Below are 17,164 nucleotides of genomic sequence, written 5' to 3' on the forward strand. Positions count from 1 at the left end.
CGCGCAGCTGCGGCTTGCCGCCGCGCTCGATGACCTGGTCCACGCGCAGCTGGTGGTCGAAAGCCTTGTTCCACAGCGAGCCGCTGCCCATGTTGCGACCCAGGTTGCCCGCGCCCAGGCCGAGCTGCGGGTTCGGGCGCTGGCCGGCGGTGATCACGTCGGCCGCGGCGGCGCCCAGCGCGCGCTCGGCGGCCAGCACGTCGGGATGGCACAGCGGCACGCGCGCGCGCACTGCCTCCGGCGTCAGCGCGGCGGCGCCTTCGGGCGGCAGCGGCGGACAGGCCCAGGCAGCGGCTGGCCAGGCCAGCAGGATCAGGAGACGGGGAAACAGGCGCATTCGGAAAGTGACGCTCCGCCAAGGAGACGCCGGTGGGCCACGACAACGGCCCGACGCTGTCGAGCCAGCCTCGCCGGCAGAGCCGGCAAAGGCGATAAGCCCGCGATGCTGGGAAGGCGAGCTTGCAAACACCTATCAATAACCCCCGCCCCACAGCGACTTGCCACGATCGACCGGCTGTGCGTGACAGGCTTCGCGCCACATCGTGGTACGCAGTGACCGACCCCAGGGATGGCCCCGGGCCGCGCTAGGCTTGCGGACTGTCTCCTGCCTTGTCCTCCATGCGCCTGCTGTTGATTGAAGACGACTCCGTGATTGCCCATGAGCTCTCGCTGCGCTGGCGCGCACGCGAATGGGCCGTGCTGCACTGCACCTCGCTGGCCGACGCAGACGCGGCGCTGCAGGACGGCGCCTACGACCTCGTGGTGCTGGACCGCGGGCTGCCCGACGGCGACGGCCTGGACTGGCTGCAGCGGCTGCGCGCGCGCAACCGCCTCACGCCCGTGCTGGTGCTCACCGCGCGCGACCGCGTCGCCGATCGCGTGGAAGGCCTGCAGGCCGGCGCCGACGACTACCTGGTGAAGCCCTTCGCGGCGGAGGAGCTGGATGCGCGCGTGGAGGTGCTCACGCGCCGCGCCGCTGCCGCGCGCGGCGAGCTGCTGCAGTTCGGCAACCTCAGCTGGCTGGGCCGCGAGGGCCGAGTGCTGGTGGACGGGCGGCAGCTGGAGCTGTCGCCGCGCGAGTTCGAGGTGCTGGGACTGCTGGTGCGCCGCGCCCCGCACGTGGTGCCCAAGCGCGTGCTGATCGATGCCCTGGCCGAGCGCAACCTGGACGTGGGCGACAGCGCCGCGGAGGTCTACGTGTCACGGCTGCGGCGCAAGCTCGCGGGCTCGGGCACCGAGATCCAGACCGTGCGCGGCTTCGGCTACCGGCTGGTGCTGGACGCGCCCGCGGCGGTGGGCTGAGCCCGGTTGCGGGCGACGCACCATGCGCCTCAAGCGCGAGCTGCTGCTGCGGCTGATGCTGCCGCTGCTGGCCATCGTGGGCACCACGGGCGTGCTGACCACGGTCGTGGCCCAGCGCTTCACGGACCGCGTCTATGACCGCTGGCTGCTCGATGCGGCGCATTCCCTGTCGCGCCAGGTGCACTTCGACGCGCAGGGCCAGGCGCATTTGGAGCTGCCGCCGGCGGCCGAGGGCATGCTGGCCTACGACGAGGTGGACCGCACTGCCTACGCGGTGGAACAGGGCGAGCGCCACGTGGGCGGCCATGCGGGCGTGCCGCAGCAAGGCACGCGCGAGCGCCACTACCTCCACGGCATGGCCTTCGACGCCGTGCTCGACGGCCACCCGGCCAGCGTGGCGCGCGTGATGGTGGACGACGGCGCGGGCCACCAGGCCGTGGCGCTGGTGGGCGAGACGCTGCTCAAGCGCGAGCGCACGCGCGACAACATCGTGGTGCTGCTGGCGCCGGTGGCGCTGCTGGCCGGTGCCGCCGCGGTCATCGCCATCGTCTGGGGCGTGCGGCGCTCGATCCGGCCGCTGGAGGCCATCGCCGCGCGCTGGAACGAGCGCTCGCACACCTCGCTGGACCCGATCCCGGCCAGCGACATGCCGCGCGAGCTCATGCCCTTCGCCACCGCGCTCAACGACCTGCTGCAGCGCATCCGCGACATGCTCGCGCGCGAGCGCCAGTTCGCCGCCACCGCCGCGCACCAGCTGCGCACGCCGCTGACGGGGCTGCAGCTGGGCCTGGCGCGCGCGGCCGAGGCGCCGGACCTGGAGGCCACGCGCCGCGTGCTGCGCGAGCTGGAGCAGAACACCCAGCGCAGCGCGCGCATGGTGCAGCAGCTGCTGTCGCTGGGCCGGCTCGATCCGGAGCTGCGCGGCGCGCTGGACTGCCTCGACACCGACCTCGTGGCGCTGGCCAGCGACGTGGGCGCCTCCTTCATCGACCGCGCCTACGACGCGCGCATCGAGCTGGAGCTGCTGGCGCCGCAGCAGCCGCTGGTGGTGCCGGTGCAGCCCGAGCTGATCGCCGAGGCGCTGGGCAACCTGATCGACAACGCGCTGCGCTACACGGGCGCGGGCGGGCGGGTGTGGATCGATTTCGAGCTCTCGCCGCCGGCGCTGCGCGTGAACGACAGCGGCCCGGGCGTCCCCGAGGACCAGCGCGAGCAGGTGTTCGAGCGCTTCGTGCGCGGCCCCGGCGCGCGCGGCGACGGCAGCGGCCTGGGGCTGGCCATCGTGCGCGAGATCGCCGAGCTGCACGGCGCCAGCGTGAGCATGGGCGTCTCGGAGGCCGGCGGGGCGTGCGTGACGCTGAGGTTCAACAGCAGCGGCAGCAGCGGCGCCGCCTGACTTCGGACGGTGGAGTTACTCCACCACCGCCACGCCCTTGGGCGGCACGAACCGGAAGCTCTCCGGGGCGACAGGGACGTTGGTGGCCAGCTCGTTGAAGTCCAGCCGCGAGTGCTGGCCGAAGCTGTCCACGATCTCGATGGCCGCCAGGGTGCGGCCCTTGAACGCCACGCGCAGCGACTGGAAGGCCGTCTCCTTGTCGCGCGGCGTGGCCTGCACCCAGTCCAGCCCCTGCGCGGAAGGCAGGTTGGAAAGGTTGAAGTCCTTCTCCAGCGCACCGCCGGCCAGCAGTGCCGCCGGCGTGGAGCCCAGCGCCTGCGCCAGCGGCCGCGAGCTGGCCTGCTGCAGGTCGGCGTCGAAGATCCACACCTTCTGCCCGTCGCCCACGATGAGCTGCTCGTAGGGCTTGCGGTACTCGAAGCGGAAGCGGTTCGGGCGCGCGAACTCGAAGCTGCCGCTGGAGATCTTCTTCTTGGCGCCGTCGGGCGCGGTCACGGTCTGGGTGAAGGCGGCGCGGCCGGTCTTGGCCTCGCGCACGAAGTCGCGCAGCGCCTCCACCGCGTCGGCGCGCGCCGCGCCCGCGGCGGCCAGCAGCAGCGCCGCGGCGGCCAGCGGCCGGAGCCAGCGCCGGCCCAGGCCCGCGCCGATGCGGCCCGTGCCGCGCTGGGTGTCGTTGGTGCTGCTGCTCATGCGCTCGCTCATACCTCTTCCCGCTTGGGGACGATGATGTCCCGGTTGCCGTTGGTGGCCATGGCCGATACGAGCCCGGACTTCTCCATTTGTTCCAGCAGCCGCGCGGCGCGGTTGTAGCCGATGCGCAGGTGGCGCTGCACCAGCGAGATTGAGGCGCGCTTGTGCTGCAGCACGATGGCCACGGCCTGGTCGTACATCGGGTCGGACTCGCCGTCGCTGTCCACGCTGCCGCCGATGCTGGTGACGCCGTTGCCGCCGTCGCTCTCCAGCACGCCGCCTTCCAGGATGCCCTCGATGTAGTTGGGCTCGCCCTGCTGCTTGAGGAAGTCCACCACGCGGTGCACTTCCTCGTCGGAGACGAAGGCGCCGTGCACGCGCACCGGGATGCCGCCGCCGGGCGTGAGGTAGAGCATGTCGCCCTGCCCCAGCAGCGCCTCGGCGCCCATCTGGTCGAGGATGGTGCGCGAGTCGATCTTGGAGCTGACCTGGAAGGACAGGCGCGTCGGGATGTTGGCCTTGATCAGGCCCGTGATCACGTCCACGCTGGGGCGCTGGGTGGCCAGCACGAGGTGGATGCCGGCGGCGCGCGCCTTCTGCGCCAGGCGGGCGATCAATTCCTCGATCTTCTTGCCCACCACCATCATCAGGTCGGCCAGCTCGTCGATGACGACCACCACGAAGGGCAGCCGGTCCAGCGGCTCGGGCTCCTCGGGCGTGAGGCTGAACGGGTTGGGGATGTGCTCCTCGCGCTCGGCGGCCTCGTCGATCTTCTTGTTGTAGCCGGCGAGGTTGCGCACGCCGAGCTTGGACATGAGCTTGTAGCGCCGCTCCATCTCGCCCACGCACCAGTTGAGCGCGTTGGCGGCCTGCTTCATGTCCGTCACCACCGGGCACAGCAGGTGCGGAATGCCCTCGTAGACGCTCATCTCCAGCATCTTCGGGTCGATGAGGATCAGCCTCACCTCGTCCGCCTCGGCCTTGTAGAGCAGCGACAGGATCATGGCGTTGATGCCCACCGACTTGCCCGAGCCGGTGGTGCCGGCCACCAGGCAGTGCGGCATCTTGGCCAGGTCGGCCACCACGGGCGCGCCCACGATGTCCTTGCCCAGGCCGATGGACAGCAGCGACTGCGCCTCGCGGTAGGCGCGCGAGTCCAGGATCTCGGTCAGCCGAATCGTCTGGCGCCGCGCGTTGGGCAGCTCCAGCGCCATGGTGGTGCGCCCGGGAATGGTCTCCACCACGCGGATGCTCACCAGGCTCAGCGAGCGCGACAGGTCCTTGGCCAGGTTGACGATCTGCGAGCCCTTCACGCCCGTGGCGGGCTCGATCTCGTAGCGCGTGATCACCGGCCCCGGCGAGGCCGCCACGACGCGCACCTCCACGCCGAAGTCCTTGAGCTTCTTCTCGATCAGGCGCGAGGTCATCTCCAGCGTCTCGGGCGAGACGCTCTCGCGCTGCGCCGGCGGGGCATCGAGCAGGTCGACCTGCGGCAGCACGGCGTCGTCGTTGACGATGGCGCGCGGCATGGGCGCCACGGTTGCCGGCTTCGCGGGCGCCTTGGCCGCGGGCGGGACGGCGGCGGCCGGGGCCGCGGGCCTCGCGGGCGCAGGCCGGGGCGGCTGCGGCGCGGCCTCGTCGGCATCGTCCAGGTCGAGGCCGGCGGCGGTATCGGCCCAGGGCGGATCGACGGCCACGGGCGGCCGGGGCTCGGCGGCGGCAGGGGCTGCAGCAGCGGCGGAGGCGGCGGTCGCGGGGGTCGCGGGGGCCGCGGTGCTGGGCGGCAGGTCCACCACCTCCTCGGCCGCCGGGGCGGCGGGGGCCGCGGCGGGCGGCGGAACCACCTCGATCACGTCCTCCAGGTCCATCAGCACCGGCTCGGCGAGGTCAACGGGCTTCACGGCGGGCGCGGCGCGCCGGCGGGCCGGACGCGGCGGCTCTTCGGCGGCGACCGGCGCCGGCGGCTCCTCCTGCAGCGGCGGGTCGATGCGGATCGAGTGCGCTTCCTGGCCTTCGCGCGCGGCGCGGCCCTCGCGCTCGCGCTGGCGCAGGGCACGGCGGCCGGCCAGGCGGTCCAGCGTGCCTTCGACGGTCTGGCGCACGCCCTCCGACAGGCCTTCCACGGCGCCGCCGATGCGGTCGGCCAGCGCCACCCACGAGAAGCGCAGCGACAGCCCCAGGCCCAGCACCAGCGTCACGATCCAGGCCACGCCCGATCCGGCAAAGCCGAGCCATTTCAAACTCCAGGGGCCCAGCAGGTAGCCCAGCACGCCCCCGGCATGGCCAGGCAGCCCGGACTCCCAGCGGTACAGCCGCGTCCACTCCAGCGCGCAGCTCGCGGCCATCAGCAGCACCACGCCCAGGCAGAACGCCAGCCGCCGCGGCGGCGGTCCGCCCTCCCCTCGCAGCAGCCGCGCCAGCGTGCCCAGCCACAGCCGCACGCCGATGATGGGCAGCCACCACACGGACCAGCCGAACAGGAACAGGCCCAGGTCCGCCGCCCAGGCGCCCAGCAGGCCGACTTGGTTGTTCACCAGAGGGCGGCCGTCGCCCGAAGTGGAAAAGCCCGGATCCGCGCCGTCGTGCGTGATCAGCGCCAGCAGGCCGAGCAACCCCAGGATCGCGCCGCCCGTGAGCCACAGCTGCGTGCGCCAACGGGGCGGCGCGGGCAAGGTGGTTTCGGTGGACGCGCCGGGACGGCGCCGGTAGGTGTTGGACGGGGACTCGGTAAGGGAACCCAGCGGAAAGCTCATCCCCGAATTGTGGCCCGGCCGCCTTGCCCTATTACCGCGCTCACTACCGGATACGTTCAGCTCGTGGCACGGCCAGCTCATTCGCCAGCGCACATGCCCGGAGCGGCCCGGGCGAGCGGTCGCCTCAAAGCCTCAATCAGTCGGCCAGCAGCCGCTCCTTGAGGACGACGGCGCCGCTTTCCTGCGTCTCGATCATTCCGCGCTCTTCCAGGTCCTTCATGACGCGGCTGACCATCTCGCGCGAGGCGCCCACGACCTTGGCCATGTCCTGGCGCGAGACCTTGCCGCGGATCACCTTCACGCCGTTGTCGTCCTCGGCCATGTCCAGCAGCGTGCGCGCCACGCGGCCGTACACGTCCAGCAGCGCCAGCGACTCGATCTGGCGGTCGGCATTGCGCAGCCGCGCCACCAGTCCGCGCAGGATCGCGTAGGCCAGGCTCGACCCCTCGGGCAGGCAGCGCGCGAACTCCTGGCGGCCCAGGATCAGCATGTCGGTCTGCACCTCGGCGCGCACGGTGGCGGAATGGGGCTCGTTGTCGATGAGACTCATCTCGCCCACGTAGTCCCCGGACTGCAGCACGGCCAGGATCACCTCGCGCCCGCGCGCGTCGGCGGTGAGCACCCGCGCCCGGCCGTTGAGCAGGATGAACAGCGCATTGCTCTTGCGGCCCTGCTCCACCACCAGTTCACCGCGCCGGAAGCGTCGCTTCACGACGCTGTCGGCAATGGTCTGCGCTTGCTCGGTGGTCAACAGCGAGAACAGAGGCACCCGACGGATCAGGTCCAGGTTCGACAGCAGCAGCGACATCGGCATCCTTTCAAGAAACGGCACCACGACGGCTCGTGCGCCACGCGTGAGGCCACAGTGTGATGACTCACTGCTGAATCCTCCACTGCACCTAGTGGCTATTGTGGCGTTTGAGAAGACCAAATTCCGGTGCCAACGCGACATGTCAGACTTCGCGCCCGGGGGCGGCCCTGCGCCCCGCACCGGACCCCAAGAAAACCCCACCGCCATGAATGACAGCACCCTACATGCCCAGGTCCTGATCCTGGGCTCCGGCCCCGCCGGCTACACCGCCGCCATCTACGCTGCCCGCGCCAACCTCAAGCCCGTGCTGGTGACGGGCATGGCCCAAGGCGGCCAACTGATGACCACCACCGAAGTGGACAACTGGCCCGCGGACGTTGCCGGCGTGATGGGGCCAGACCTGATGCAGCGCTTCCAGCAGCATGCCGAGCGCTTCAACACGCAGATCGTGTTCGATCACATCAACGCGGTGGACTTCAGCCGCCGCCCGTTCACGCTCAAGGGCGACTCGGGCACCTACACCTGCGACACGCTCGTCATCGCCACCGGCGCCAGCGCCAAGTACCTGGGCCTGCCCAGCGAGGAAGCGTTCATGGGCCGCGGCGTCTCGGGCTGCGCCACCTGCGACGGCTTCTTCTACCGCGACCAGGAGGCCTGCGTGGTCGGTGGCGGCAACACGGCGGTGGAGGATGCGCTCTACCTCTCCAACATCGCCGCCAAGGTCCACCTGATCCACCGCCGCGACAAGTTCCGCGCCGAGCCGATCCTCGTGGACAAGGTCATGGAGAAGGTGGCTGCTGGCAAGATCGAGCTGCACCTGTGGCACACGCTGGACGAGGTGCTGGGCGACCAGAGCGGCGTCACTGGCGTGCGGCTGCGCAACACGCAGGACGGCCTCACCAAGGAGCTGAAGCTGCAAGGCGTGTTCATCGCCGTGGGTCACCAGCCCAACACGCAGATCTTCGAAGGCCAGCTGGAGATGAAGGACGGCTACATCCTCACCCGCAACGGCTCCGAGGGCTTCGCCACCATGACCAGCGTGCCCGGCGTCTTCGCCGCCGGCGACGTGCAGGACCACGTCTACCGCCAAGCCATCACCAGTGCCGGCACCGGCTGCATGGCGGCCCTGGACGCGCAGCGCTTCCTGGAGCAGCAGTCCTGAAGAAAAGCCTCCACGGCGGCCGGCCGAGGGCCGTCGCGCCGAGGGGGACAAGGCGATTTCCGGCCACGGCTGAAGCCCTCACACCAGGGCCCGACCGTTTGTGGCTATAATCGCCGTCTTTGCCGAGAAGCGGCTCGCCTGTGGTTGCGGGATCTCACGATCCGGACATCGGCGCGAGCCCTCGAAGGGTGTGCATCAGGGGGCTGGGCCAAGCCTGACCCATGGATGGGCTGAAGTTGCCGGTCTCCTGCGCTGCGCACCGCTCCCGAAATCCGAGAGAAAGTGGAGAAGCGTCATGGCACGCGTCTGTCAAGTCACGGGCAAGCGCCCGATGGTGGGGAATAACGTCTCCCACGCCAACAACAAAACCAAGCGTCGCTTCCTGCCGAACCTGCAGTACCGTCGCTTCTGGATGGAGAGCGAGAACCGCTTCATCCGCCTGCGCGTGTCCAACGCCGCGCTGCGCCTGATCGACAAGGTCGGCATCGACCAGGTCGTCGCCGACCTGCGCGCCAAGGGCGAGCTGTAATCAGCCGCTGCAACCACTAGGAGCACATCATGGCCACCAAAGGCGGACGCGAAAAGATCAAGCTGGAATCGACGGCCGGCACGGGTCACTTCTACACGACCAACAAGAACAAGAAGACGACGCCCGAAAAGCTCGAATTCATGAAGTTCGACCCCAAGGCGCGCAAGCACGTCCTGTACAAGGAAATCAAGCTGAAGTGACCTGTCCCCAGGTCCGCGCAAAAAGGCCCGCAGCAGCGGGCCTTTTCTTTTGGACGCTCGAAAGCGCTCCCTCCCCTTGCAGCCTTGCCAGGAAGCGCTGCCCACCTTCCCGCCCAGACGGCCTCTGCCGTTAAGCAACCCGAAGCCAAGGCCTCCACCACCCAATCGCTCCGGCCCGACCGGACCCATGCCCCATCCGCCACCAGCCGGCTCTTCTGCGCCAAAGATGAGGACCCCCAAGAAAAAAGCCCGCGCGAGCGGGCTTTTTCGTATCCGGGGCGGGAAAGAACGTCAGGCGTGCACGGCGCGCAGCTTGCGGGAGAAATCCTGCAGCGCGGCGATGCCGCTTTCCTCGGCGCGGTGGCACCAGGCCTGCAGGTCCAGCACCAGCTGCTCGGCGGAGACGTTGGTGCGGGTCCAGAGCTGGCGCAGCTCCTCGCGCATCACCACCAGCTTGGTCAGCGCCGGGCTGGCGGACAGCGCGCGCTCCATTTGCGGCTTCACGGCGCTGGGGATCTTGTCGTCGTCACGGTGCAGCCAGCGCTTGGCAACGCTCAGCTCGGCCCACTTGGGCGTGTTCTGCGCACCCTGCGCCTTCAGATGCTCCAACTCGGCAGCACAGGCGCGCTTGAGCTCCTTGCCGTAGCGCGCCATCACTTCGTAGCGGTTGGCGATGATGGCTTCCAGCGTCTTGCCGTCCGCCACCGGCTTGACGGCGCCCAGCTTCATCTGCGGCGCGGTCTTGCGCACCTTGGCCAGGCCCACCATTTCCATCGCGCGGATGTAACCCCAGCCAATGTCGAACTCGAAAGGCTTGATCGAGAACTTGGCCGAGGTCGGGTAGGTGTGGTGGTTGTTGTGCAGCTCTTCGCCGCCGATGACGATGCCCCAGGGCGAGACGTTGGTGGAGGCGTCAGGCGCCTCGAAGTTGCGGTAGCCCCAGTAGTGGCCGATGCCGTTGATGATGCCGGCGGCGTTGATGGGGATCCACAGCATCTGCACCGCCCACACCGACAGGCCGAGGGCGCCGAACAGCGCGACGTTGATGATCAGCATCAGCGACACGCCCAGCGCGCTGTGGCGGGTGTAGAGGTTGCGCTCGATCCAGTCGTCGGGCGTGTTGTGCCCGTACTTCTTCATCGTCTCGGGCACCTTGGCCTCGGCGCGGTAGAGCTCAGCACCCTGCAGCAGCACGGTCTTGATGCCGCGCGTCTGCGGGCTGTGCGGGTCTTCCTCGGTCTCGCACTTGGCGTGGTGCTTGCGGTGGATGGCCACCCACTGCTTGGTCACCATGCCGGTGGTCATCCACAGCCAGAAGCGGAAGAAGTGCGCCGGCAGCGGATGCAAGTCCAGCGCCCGGTGGGCCTGCGAGCGGTGCAGGAAGATCGTCACGGACAGGATCGTCACGTGCGTCACCACCAGCGTATACAGCAGCACCTGCCACCAACTGGCCTTCGTCAGGCCATAAGCCAGCCACTGCAACAGCGCGTCGCGCACCACCAAAAGTTCGTTCATGTGTCCAAGCCTCGTGCCCCCAATCGGGCGGCGCGAATTTTACGGGGGTGATCCCTGATGGCGGCCTACAGCGCTGCATTGGCCTTGGATTTGCGTACCACAAATCACACGGTCCAAACCGCACTCCCCGGCCTGCCAACGCTTCGGCACTCTGCGCCGCATCAAAAGGCATGAGCAGGCCGGATGCCTGCGGAGCGCCTTTCTCGGCGCCAGCCGTCGCTTCAGCGGCGCTGCCAGGCCGCTGCGAAGAAGCCATCGGTGGCATGGCGATGCGGCCACAGCCGCAGGAAGCCCTCGCTCACCAGGCTCTCGGCCTGCGGCAACTGCGCCTGGGCCAGCAGCTCGGCGGCGTCCAGCATTTCGAACTCCGGATGCGCGGCGCTGAACTCGCGGGCGATGTCCTCGTTCTCGGCCGGCAGCAGGCTGCAGGTAGCGTAGACCAGCCGCCCGCCGCTCTTCACCAGCCGCGCAGCGCTCGCCAGGATGGCCGCCTGCTTGCCGCGCAGCTCCTGCACCGCCAGCGGCGACTGGCGCCATTTCAGGTCCGGGTTGCGGCGCAGCGTGCCCAACCCCGAGCACGGCGCGTCGACCAGCACGCGGTCGATCTTGCCGGCCAGGCGCTTCACACGGTCATCGCGCTCGTGCACAAGCTGCGCCGGGTAGACGTTGGACAGCCCGCTGCGCGCCAGCCGCGGCTTGAGCGCATCGAGCCGGTTGCCCGAGACGTCGAAGGCATAGAGGCGCCCGGTGTTGCGCATGGCCGCGCCCAGCGCCAGCGTCTTGCCGCCGGCACCGGCGCAGAAGTCCACCACCATCTCGCTGCGCTTGGGCGCCAACAGCAGCGCCAGCAGCTGGCTGCCCTCGTCCTGCACCTCGACCGCGCCGCTGGTGAAGATTTCCAGCTTGTTCAGCGCCGGCTTGCCCTGCACGCGCAGGCCCCAGGGCGAATAGGGCGTGGGCTGAGCGGCGATGCCCGCGGCCTGCAGCGCCGCCAGCGCCTCCTCGCGCTTGCTCTTGAGCAGGTTGACGCGCAGGTCCAGCGGCGCGCCCTCGTTGAGCGCGCCGGCCAGCGTCATGAACTCCTCCTCGCCCAGACGCTCGCGCAGCGGCGCGGCGATCCAGTCCGGCAGGTTGTGGCGCAGCTTGTCGGGCATCGTGGACAGGTCGAGCGCCTGCACGTGCTGCAGCCACTGCTGCTCGTTGGGCCCCAGCGCGGACTGCAGCACGCCGGGCGTGCCCTGCCAGCCCAGGATCGCCAGCCGGCGCTCGATGGCGCCGCTGCCGCTTTGCGCCAGGTGCTGCAGGCGCAGCCGGTGCCGCAGCACGTGGTAGGTGGTCTCGGCCAGGGCGTGGCGCTCGCGCGACCCCAGCTTGGCCTGGCGGCGGAAGAAGGCCGACACGACGGCGTCGGCGGGTTGGTCGAGTTTCAGTACGGCCCGCAGCAGTTCGGTGCTCAGGTCCAGCAGGGCATTCGGATGCATTTCCGGGATTATCCCAGCCGTCGCACCATTGACCGGCGTCCGGGGCTGCTGCGCGGCTCCGGAACGGCCTCGCTTCAGCTCAGAACAGGCACTGCGCCGCGCCGCCGGCGTGGTGCACGACCTCGCTCTCGAAGCGCAGCTGGCCTTCGACGAACCAGCGCACCGCCATCGGGTAGAGCTTGTGCTCCTGCTGCAGCACGCGCGCGGCCAGCGCGCCCTCGTCGTCCCCGGGCAGCACCGGCACCACGGCCTGCGCCACGATCGGGCCGTGGTCGAGCTCGGCGGTGACGAAGTGCACGGTGGCGCCGGCCACCTTGCAGCCGGCCTGGATCGCGCGCCGGTGCGTGTGCAGCCCAGTGAAGGCCGGCAGCAGCGAGGGATGGATGTTGAGCATGCGCCCCGCGTAGTGGCGGGTGAAGTCCGCGCCCAGGATGCGCATGAAGCCGCCCAGCACCAGCAGGTCGGGCTCGAAGGCGTCGATGGCCTGCTGCAGCGCGGCGTCGAAGGCCTCGCGCGACTCGAAGCGCTGGTGGTCCACCACGGCCGTGGCGATGCCGCGCTCGGCGGCCCAGGCCAGCCCGGCGGCTTGCGGACGGTTGGAGATGACGGCGGCGACGGTGGCGGGCCAGCCCTCGCGGGCACAGGCTTCGGCCACGGCCTGCATGTTGGAACCGCGGCCGGAGATCAGGATGACGATGCGCTTCATGGGGGCCGCGAGTTTAGCCGCCTCCTTAGAATGGCCGGTTTTCCTCCCGCGCCGCCTACCTGCAGCCTTCCGCCTCATGGCCAACAAGACCGAACGCGTTCTCACCGGCATCACCACTACCGGCACGCCGCACCTGGGCAACTACGTCGGCGCCATTCGGCCGGCGATCGCCGCCAGCCGCGCGCCGGGCGTGGAAAGCTTCTTCTTCCTGGCCGACTACCACGCGCTGATCAAGTGCGACGACCCGGCGCGCATCGAGCGCTCGCGGCTGGAGCTCGCCGCCACCTGGCTGGCGGCCGGGCTGGACACGCAGCGCGTGACCTTCTACCGCCAGAGCGACATTCCCGAGATCACCGAGCTGACCTGGCTGCTGACCTGCGTCACCGCCAAGGGGCAGATGAACCGCGCCCACGCCTACAAGGCCGCCACGGACGTCAACGTCGCCGCGGGCGAGGACATCGACGCCGGCGTGACCATGGGCCTGTACTGCTACCCCATCCTCATGGCGGCCGACATCCTGATGTTCAACGCGCACCGCGTGCCCGTCGGACGCGACCAGGTGCAGCACATCGAGATGGCGCGCGACGTGGCGCAGCGCTTCAACCACCTCTTCGGCGCCGGGCGCGAGCTGTTCGTGCTGCCGCAGGCGGAGATCGAGGAGGCGGTGGCGACGCTGCCCGGCCTGGACGGCCGCAAGATGTCCAAGAGCTACGACAACACCATCCCGCTGTTCGAAGGCGGCGAGAAGGGGCTGAAGGAGGCGGTGGCGCGCATCGTCACCGACTCGCGCCTGCCCGGCGAGCCCAAGGACCCGGACAGCTCGCACCTCGTGACGATCTTCGATGCCTTCGCCGCGGACGACGCCGCGCGCCAGGCCTTCCGCGCTGAGCTGCGCGCGGGCCTGGCCTGGGGCGAGGCCAAGCAGCGGCTGGTGGCACTGATCGAGGGCGAGATCGGCCCCCTGCGCGCGCGCTACGCCGAGCTGATGGCGCATCCGGAGCGCATCGAGGAAGCGCTGCAGGAAGGCGCGCGCAAGGCGCGCGCGGTGGCCACGCCCTTCCTGGCCGAGCTGCGCCACGCCGTGGGCCTGCGGCCAATGGTGGCGGTGGCCGCGCCCGCCAAGGCCAAGGTGGCGACGGCCAAGGCCGCGCTGCCGGATTTCAAGCAGTACCGCGAGGGCGGCGCCTTCTTCTTCAAGCTCACCAGCCCACAGGGCGCGGTGCTGCTGCAGAGCACGCCAATCACCGAAGGACGCGAAGCCGGCGCCTGGGTCAAGCGGCTCAAGACCGAAGGCGCCGCGGCGCTCGAAGGCGCGCCGGTGCAGTGGGATGCCAGCGCCGAGCGCGCGCAGGTGGAAGCGGCCCTGGCGACGCTGGTGGCCGCGCAGGACTGAAGCTTTTTCCAATACCTTGTTCCGCATGGCCGGGATCCATCTCCTCGACATCGAGGCGGCCATCAACTGGTGGCGCCGCCGCTCCCCCTCGCCCGACGGCATCAACGCCTGCGCTGAAGTGCAGGCGCTGGCCGAGGTCTACGCACTCATGGTCTACGAGCGCCGCGAGGAGCAGGAGGAAGACGCCATGACGGCCGAAGCGCTGATGGCGTGGCTGGACTGGTACGCCTCCACGCCCGATGCGCCCTGCATTGCCATCTGCTCCACCAGCCAGGGCGACGAAGTCTGCAAGGGCTGCGGCCGCAGCTTCGACGAGGTGCAGCACTGGCCGCGCATGACGCCGGCCGAGAAGCGCGCCACCTGGCGCCGCATCACGCTGCAGGGCACGGCTTGGCGCTTCAACCGCTACGCCGAGCGCGCCGCGCCCGCCCCTGCCGAGCCGCCGCCGCGGGACTGAGCCCTTGACGGACGCCGCAGCGCCCACCCTCAAGCAGGACCTGCGGCACATCACCGCCCTGGCCTGGCCGGTGTTCGTGGGCCAGGCCGCGGTGCTGGCCTTCTCGACCATCGACACGCTGCTGCTGGCACGCCACGACGCGCGTGACCTGGCGGCGCTGGCCGTGGGCTCGGCCGCCTACATCAGCGTCTTCATCGGGCTCATGGGCGTGGTGATCGCCATCGGGCCCATTGCCGGGCGGCTGTTCGGCGCGCGGCGCCTGCCCGAGGCCGGCGCCCAGCTGCAGCAGGCGTTCTGGCTGGCACTGGCACTGGCAGTGCCAGGCTGCGCGCTGCTGGCCTTTCCACAGCCCTTCCTGTCCCTGGCGCAGGCCACGCCCGAAGTGGCGCTGCGCGCGCGCGGCTACATGGCGGCGCTGGCCTGCGCGCTGCCGGCCGCGCTGCTGTTTGCCGTCTTCCGCGGCTTCAACACCGCGGTGTCGCGGCCCAAGGCCGTGATGGTGCTGCAGGTCAGCGCACTGGTGCTGAAGCTGCCGCTGTCCTGGCTGCTGGTCTTCGGGCAGCCCGGCTGGGAGCTGCCGGCGCTGGGCGTGACGGGCTGCGGCATCGCCACGGCCGTGCTGATGTGGCTGCAGGCACTGGCGGCACTGGGCCTGCTGCGCCGGGATCCGTTCTATGCGCCCTTCAGGCTGCGGGGGCTGCGGCGGCCGCAGTGGGCGTCGCTGAAAGCGCTGCTGAAGCTGGGCGTGCCCATGGGCCTGTCCATCGTGGTGGAGGTCACCGGCTTCACTTTCATGGCGTTCTTCATCTCGCGCCTGGGCACGCTGCCGGTAGCCGGCCACCAGATCGCGGCCAACTTGGCGGGCCTGCTCTACATGCTGCCGCTGGCCATCGGCAACGCCTGCGGCACGCTGGTAGCGCAGCGCATCGGCGCCGAGGACCCGGCGGGCGCCTGCCGCCTGGGCTGGCGCGGTGTGCAGATCGCGGCGATCGGCGCCCTGACGCTGGGTCTGCTGCTGTTCATCGCCCGCCCGGCCATCGTCGGCCTGTACACGCACGAGGCCGCCGTGGCCGCTGCCGCCTTGCCGCTGCTGGGCTGGCTGTCGCTGTTCCATTTGGGCGACGCGGTGCAGGCGGTGGTGGCCTCGGTGCTGCGCGCTTGGCACGTCACGACGCTGCCGATGCTGATCTACGCCCTGGCGGTGTGGGTGCTGGGACTGGGCGGTGGTTATCTGCTCGCCTTTGGAGGCCTCGGGCTGGACACGGCAGCGTTCCAGGGCGCCAGAGGCTTCTGGAGCGCCGCTGCTGCGGGCCTGATCGCCGCGGCGGCGGCATTGGCGCTGTTGCTGGCCCGGGTGAACCGCCGCGGCCTCGTGTCCGCGCTTGCCCGGCCTTGAGCCTTCAGCGCGGCGCCGGCTCGATGTGCACCAGGCGGCGCTCCAGGTCGAACTGAGGGTCGGCACTGTGCAGCTCCAGGCGCAGCAGCAAGCCGCTGCGGCGGTCCACCACCATCACGCCCTCCACCTGCGGCGGTGGCGAGCCCGGCTCGATCTCGCCCCGGAGTTCCATGACCACCGGGTCGAAGCGGTTGCCAAAAGGCGTTTTCACATGCTCCGCCACGAGCTGGGATTGCACGCGAGCCGTAGCGTTGTTGACGTTACTGACCTCGCCGGACAGGCGCTGGGACGGCTTCGGCTGCGTGGACAGCAGGTTGCGCCAATACACGAGCGGTCCCTCCGGCATGGCCAGCACGTTGCCAGCGCGGTCCTGCACCCAGGGGCCCGAGCCGGCATCGGACGCCCACTCGAAGACGAATTGCCGGCGCTCCAGGCTCGACACGCGGAGCCGCAGCGTGCGGGGTATCGCTTGGCCGACGTGCTCCGAATAGACGAACACGTCCCCGACGCCGATGGGCAGCGTGGCCAGCTCCGCCGCGGGCAAGCGCTGCACGTCGCCACAGCTCTGGGCATCTGCGTCGCGCAGCAGTGAGTCCACTTGCGTCTGTGCCGCCCGCAGTTCCCGTTCGTGACTGGGATCCATGCGCAATGCGAGCAGGGCCGGCAAGAAAATGAAAGCGGCACCCGTAGCGATGGCGTTGTTTCCCACGCGTTGCTGATGCGCCGCCACGAGCTGATCGACGCGCTGCTGGGCCTGCAGCAGAGCCTGTGCTGTGGCTTCGCAGGCAGCATTGGAACCCTCGGGCACAGGCGGCTCGGCCGGCCAGGCAGGTGAACAGGAAAGGCATGCCGCCATCGCCAGCGGCACTGTCCATTGATGGCTGTGCATGCCTTTCACACTCCATTCACTATCCAGATGGACACCAGCCACAGGGCTGGTATGTGCATAACCGACATTTTGACGGTGCAGGTCTCGTGTTTCACCGTCGTTTTGGTCAGCACAAAGCAAAACGCCCCGACCATATTCTGGTCGGGGCGTTCGCTGGGATATTAGCCTGACGATGTCCTACTTTCACACGGGAATCCGCACTATCATCGGCGCTGAGGTGTTTCACGATCCTGTTCGGGATGGGAAGGGGTGGGACCACCTCGCTATGGTCATCAGGCTTGAACTTTTTGCCCAACTGCTTCGTTCAGCAGTTGAGCCAATTCACAGAGTCTATCAGCTTTATTGATTGCGTCGCCGTCTTGGGGCAACAACTTCAAATTCTCGTCTTTGACTGCTTCGTCAAAGTTATAGGGTCAAGCCTCACGGGCAATTAGTACTGGTCAGCTTAACGCGTTACCGCGCTTCCACACCCAGCCTATCAACG

The 17,164-nt window shown here is 69.7% G+C and carries 15 protein-coding genes, 2 rRNA genes and 1 pseudogene; 8 read left to right on the plus strand and 10 right to left on the minus strand.

Translation table 11 applies throughout. From position 1 onward, the window contains the following. A pseudogene (locus H537_RS43805) lies at positions 1-337 on the minus strand (hypothetical protein); the annotation flags it as partial. A gap of 281 nt (positions 338-618) precedes the next feature. Between H537_RS43805 and H537_RS0117320 the strand changes: the two are divergent. Then, positions 619-1,302, plus strand: a complete 684-nt coding sequence (locus H537_RS0117320) for a response regulator (RefSeq protein WP_028998873.1) — start codon at positions 619-621, stop codon at positions 1,300-1,302. A gap of 22 nt (positions 1,303-1,324) precedes the next feature. Continuing rightward, positions 1,325-2,698 carry a sensor histidine kinase gene (locus H537_RS0117325; protein WP_028998874.1) on the plus strand — a complete coding sequence of 458 codons (1,374 nt, stop codon included), beginning with the start codon at positions 1,325-1,327 and terminating at the stop codon, positions 2,696-2,698. Between the two features lie 15 nt (positions 2,699-2,713). Here H537_RS0117325 and lolA read toward each other — a convergent pair whose 3' ends face one another. The 3 genes from lolA to H537_RS0117340 all read right to left on the minus strand — a co-directional run bounded on the left by lolA (position 2,714) and on the right by H537_RS0117340 (position 6,949). Further along, a complete protein-coding gene (gene lolA, locus H537_RS0117330; RefSeq protein WP_084150764.1) occupies positions 2,714-3,388 on the minus strand; it encodes an outer membrane lipoprotein periplasmic chaperone LolA in 675 nt (224 codons plus the stop codon). Between the two features lie 8 nt (positions 3,389-3,396). Next, positions 3,397-6,141: a DNA translocase FtsK gene (locus tag H537_RS56525; protein WP_169517033.1), complete on the minus strand. Its 2,745-nt coding sequence runs from the start codon at positions 6,139-6,141 to the stop codon at positions 3,397-3,399. Between the two features lie 136 nt (positions 6,142-6,277). Beyond that, positions 6,278-6,949, minus strand: coding sequence for a Crp/Fnr family transcriptional regulator (locus tag H537_RS0117340; protein WP_028998876.1), 672 nt, complete (start codon positions 6,947-6,949; stop codon positions 6,278-6,280). A 208-nt stretch (positions 6,950-7,157) separates the two neighbouring features. Here H537_RS0117340 and trxB point away from each other — a divergent pair, with 208 nt between their 5' ends. From trxB to rpmG, 3 genes are all read left to right on the plus strand, one after another. Continuing rightward, a complete protein-coding gene (trxB, locus tag H537_RS0117345; protein WP_028998877.1) occupies positions 7,158-8,114 on the plus strand; it encodes a thioredoxin-disulfide reductase in 957 nt (318 codons plus the stop codon). A 295-nt stretch (positions 8,115-8,409) separates the two neighbouring features. Continuing rightward, the gene (rpmB, locus tag H537_RS0117350; RefSeq protein ID WP_028998878.1) at positions 8,410-8,643 is read left to right on the plus strand and encodes a 50S ribosomal protein L28; all 234 of its coding nucleotides are present in this window, start codon (positions 8,410-8,412) and stop codon (positions 8,641-8,643) included. A 29-nt stretch (positions 8,644-8,672) separates the two neighbouring features. Then, positions 8,673-8,843, plus strand: a complete 171-nt coding sequence (gene rpmG / locus H537_RS0117355; RefSeq protein ID WP_028998879.1) for a 50S ribosomal protein L33 — start codon at positions 8,673-8,675, stop codon at positions 8,841-8,843. Between the two features lie 291 nt (positions 8,844-9,134). Here the strand turns inward: rpmG and H537_RS0117360 are convergent, their stop codons facing one another. The 3 genes from H537_RS0117360 to purN all read right to left on the minus strand — a co-directional run bounded on the left by H537_RS0117360 (position 9,135) and on the right by purN (position 12,545). Beyond that, the gene (locus H537_RS0117360; protein WP_028998880.1) at positions 9,135-10,358 is read right to left on the minus strand and encodes a DesA family fatty acid desaturase; all 1,224 of its coding nucleotides are present in this window, start codon (positions 10,356-10,358) and stop codon (positions 9,135-9,137) included. Between the two features lie 221 nt (positions 10,359-10,579). Further along, complete coding sequence (locus H537_RS0117365; protein WP_028998881.1) at positions 10,580-11,839, minus strand: RsmB/NOP family class I SAM-dependent RNA methyltransferase; 1,260 nt, start codon at positions 11,837-11,839, stop codon at positions 10,580-10,582. 79 nt (positions 11,840-11,918) lie between these two features. Then, on the minus strand, positions 11,919-12,545 hold the full coding sequence (gene purN, locus H537_RS0117370) for a phosphoribosylglycinamide formyltransferase (protein ID WP_028998882.1): 627 nt from the start codon (positions 12,543-12,545) through the stop codon (positions 11,919-11,921). 76 nt (positions 12,546-12,621) lie between these two features. Between purN and H537_RS0117375 the strand changes: the two genes are divergently transcribed. From H537_RS0117375 to H537_RS0117385, 3 genes are read left to right on the plus strand one after another with little or no spacing between them, the layout of a single operon-like run. Beyond that, complete coding sequence (locus H537_RS0117375; protein ID WP_028998883.1) at positions 12,622-13,938, plus strand: tryptophan--tRNA ligase; 1,317 nt, start codon at positions 12,622-12,624, stop codon at positions 13,936-13,938. A gap of 25 nt (positions 13,939-13,963) precedes the next feature. After that, entirely contained in the window at positions 13,964-14,395 is a 432-nt protein-coding gene (locus H537_RS0117380) for a DUF3717 domain-containing protein (protein ID WP_028998884.1), read from the plus strand. 4 nt (positions 14,396-14,399) lie between these two features. Further along, positions 14,400-15,791 (plus strand): MATE family efflux transporter, encoded by a 1,392-nt coding sequence (locus H537_RS0117385; RefSeq protein WP_043459091.1) that lies wholly within the window; start codon positions 14,400-14,402, stop codon positions 15,789-15,791. 4 nt (positions 15,792-15,795) lie between these two features. Here the strand turns inward: H537_RS0117385 and H537_RS43815 are convergent, their stop codons facing one another. The 3 genes from H537_RS43815 to H537_RS0117405 all read right to left on the minus strand — a co-directional run. Then, the gene (locus tag H537_RS43815) at positions 15,796-16,659 is read right to left on the minus strand and encodes a hypothetical protein (protein WP_051242873.1); all 864 of its coding nucleotides are present in this window, start codon (positions 16,657-16,659) and stop codon (positions 15,796-15,798) included. 185 nt (positions 16,660-16,844) lie between these two features. Continuing rightward, positions 16,845-16,957 (minus strand): 5S ribosomal RNA (rrf, locus tag H537_RS0117400). A gap of 132 nt (positions 16,958-17,089) precedes the next feature. Beyond that, positions 17,090-17,164: ribosomal RNA gene (locus H537_RS0117405) — 23S ribosomal RNA — on the minus strand; the annotation flags it as partial.

The sequence above is a fragment of the Azohydromonas australica DSM 1124 genome, assembly GCF_000430725.1.
Lineage (GTDB): Bacteria > Pseudomonadota > Gammaproteobacteria > Burkholderiales > Burkholderiaceae_C > Azohydromonas > Azohydromonas australica.